This is a genomic window from Bacillus sanguinis (genome assembly GCF_018332475.1).
In the GTDB taxonomy this organism is placed as follows: domain Bacteria; phylum Bacillota; class Bacilli; order Bacillales; family Bacillaceae_G; genus Bacillus_A; species Bacillus_A sanguinis.
The window spans coordinates 1-1,875 of sequence record NZ_BOQB01000510.1 but is presented as its reverse complement, the minus strand read 5'-3'; the positions used below and the strand labels follow the sequence as shown (position 1 = coordinate 1,875).

The 1,875-nt window shown below is 33.2% G+C and carries 1 protein-coding gene and 2 pseudogenes; all 3 read right to left on the bottom strand.

What is annotated here, in order from left to right:
* Nucleotides 1-291, bottom strand: a pseudogene (locus KI369_RS28115) (cation:dicarboxylate symporter family transporter); the annotation flags it as partial.
* A gap of 43 nt (nt 292-334) precedes the next feature.
* Nucleotides 335-1,372: an LCP family protein gene (locus KI369_RS28110; RefSeq protein ID WP_212958931.1), complete on the bottom strand. Its 1,038-nt coding sequence runs from the start codon at nt 1,370-1,372 to the stop codon at nt 335-337.
* A 17-nt stretch (nt 1,373-1,389) separates the two neighbouring features.
* Nucleotides 1,390-1,875 (bottom strand): annotated as a pseudogene (locus KI369_RS28105) (anti-sigma factor); the annotation flags it as partial.

Below are 1,875 nucleotides of genomic sequence, written 5' to 3'. Positions count from 1 at the left end.
ATTTTCACTCTTTACAACAACTACAGTCGCAATACCATTACCGATTAAATTGACGATAGCGCGTGCCTCTGACATGAAACGATCTACCCCAAGTAATAGTGCTAACCCTTCTAATGGAATAACATTCATTGCAAATAACGTAGATGCTAGTACAATAAATCCCCCGCCCGTTACTGCTGCTGCACCTTTAGATGTAACTAATAAAATAGCTATTATAGTTAATTGTTGACCTAGTGAAAGATCGACATGAAAGACTTGAGCTAAAAATATTGTAGCCATTGATGAATAAATGACATACCATTATACACAATAAAAAGCAGACATTACGCCTGCTTCAATTCTCTTCAATCTGCTTTTCACTTAATCCTAGATGTGTTCTAAGCGTATTACTCAAACTCTGTAGATCCTTTTTATTAGGGTTATAATAATATACACGTTGCCCATTTGGACCGTTAGGTAAATATAAATCATCACCAGCTAATTGTATTTTTTCAACTGAACCGTTTAAACCGTATTTATAAAATGATAAAATATCATCCATTACTAAATTTGTTTTAAAATCGCCGTCAACCGCCTCAACTATTTTTTCTAGCTTCGTAATTGAGCCTATACTTTTTAATTTACTTAACATCGCTTCAATAACAAGCTGTTGGCGCTGACCTCTCATTGCATCACTATCAATATGACGCGTTCTTGCCAGCGCAAGTGCTTCTTCCCCTGTTAATTTTTGTAGTCCTTTTTTCAAATGGATTGCGTCAGGTTCATCTTTACTATTTTGCTCCGAAAATTCAACTGGGACATTTACTTCAATCCCATCTAATCCATCAACAATTTTAGTAAATGAATTAAAATTAAACTTCACAAAATAATCAACAGGCACCTGTAGCAACTTTTCTACTGCTTCTACTGAAGCTTGCGGTCCTCCATCTTTACCATTTTTAACGAAACCACTTCCATACGCATGTGTTATTTTATCTTTTTTCTTTTCAACTGGAACATATGTATATGTATCACGTGGTATGCTCGTTAATTTCACCGTCTTATCATCTTTATTAAAAGTAGCTAACAGTAGTGCATCTGTATGAAATGCACCATTATACTCCTTTTGTCGTTCTTGATTTTCATCAATGCCCATAATTAAAAGTGAAACATTGTTTGCAATTGGCTTTACAGTTTCCTCACGTAAATTTGATTTTTCACCACGTGCTAAATTTAAACTAGACTTTTGTACGAGATTAGAAGTTTTCATATATATGTAAGTACCATATCCAACTCCGCCAAATAGTAATACTACTAACAATACACTTATTATCATTGTCCTTTTATATTGTCTTTTATTTTTCTTTTCTCTTGAAGAAGATGTATTCTCCATATAGTTCCCTCCGTTTTCTATTCAACTAATATATTTTTCAATTTTTCATACTTAGCACTATCCTTTTGAAACAGATTCTCTTTCAACCCTTTGTTTATTTGTATCCATTCAGTCGTGATCGAATATTGAATCATACCTTCTTGGAAACTAAAGAACTTTAGCATAATCCCTGTATTTTTCTCTACAACCATTTCAAATTTCCCTCTTAAATCTTCAGATGTACTTACAGGCATTTCTATGTTTATTGTCCCTTCTATTTTGTAGCAATCAAGTCCAAGGTACTTCGTTTCCTTATAGTTCCAATCTTTATATCGGATTAATAAATCAGCAAATTCTGATTGAATACTATACTTCGCGAATCCCACATATTCATCATCATATCTTTTTTTCTCGCCTGATTTTCTCAATAACCTTTCTGTAGGATTTAATTTTAATAGTTCATAGTTTCTTTCTTTCGGGCTCCATTTCGTTTCTTTATATGTGTACTTCTCATCATCAAATTC

What these genes read in the sequence shown, in the direction of transcription:
- KI369_RS28110 (WP_212958931.1), bottom strand. Translation starts at nt 1,372, where the DNA reads ATGGAGAATACATCTTCTTCAAGAGAAAAGAAAAATAAAAGACAATAT.